The sequence below is a fragment of the Mesorhizobium sp. M8A.F.Ca.ET.165.01.1.1 genome, assembly GCF_004792065.1.
Taxonomy (GTDB): Bacteria; Pseudomonadota; Alphaproteobacteria; order Rhizobiales; family Rhizobiaceae; genus Mesorhizobium.
This window is the reverse complement of sequence record NZ_SRTH01000061.1, coordinates 1-490: the sequence shown is the minus strand read 5'-3', so window position 1 is coordinate 490 and position 490 is coordinate 1. Positions and strand designations below refer to the sequence as shown.

Below are 490 nucleotides of genomic sequence, written 5' to 3'. Positions count from 1 at the left end.
CTGACCAACGACACCGATGTCGACACTGGCGACACCCACAGCGTCACCGCCGTCAATGGCTCGGCCGGCAATGTCGGTGCCAACCTCGTCGGCACGTATGGCACGCTGCATCTCAACAGCGACGGCAGCTACAGCTATACGCTCGACAATGGCCTGGCCTCGGTGCAGCAGCTTGCCGAAGGCGCCACCGTCACCGACGTCTTCAGCTACACCAACGCCGACAACCACGGCGGCTCTTCGTCCGCCAACCTGACCATCACCATCACCGGCACCAACGATGCGCCGGTGGCGGTGGCCGATGCGGCGGCGGTGAAGGAAGACACCAACACGCTGGCCGATCCCAATCCGGTGAGCGGCAATGTGCTGACCAACGACACCGATGTCGACACTGGCGACACCCACAGCGTCACCGCCGTCAATGGCTCGGCCGGCAATGTCGGTGCCAACCTCGTCGGCACGTATGGCACGCTGCATCTCAACAGCGACGGCA

The 490-nt window shown here is 64.3% G+C and carries 1 protein-coding gene; it reads left to right on the top strand.

Features of this window, described 5'->3' with window-relative positions; all coding sequences use genetic code 11:
• Positions 1-490 (top strand): VCBS domain-containing protein (locus EN808_RS35120; protein WP_135918215.1); only part of this gene is annotated, 490 nt, incomplete at both ends.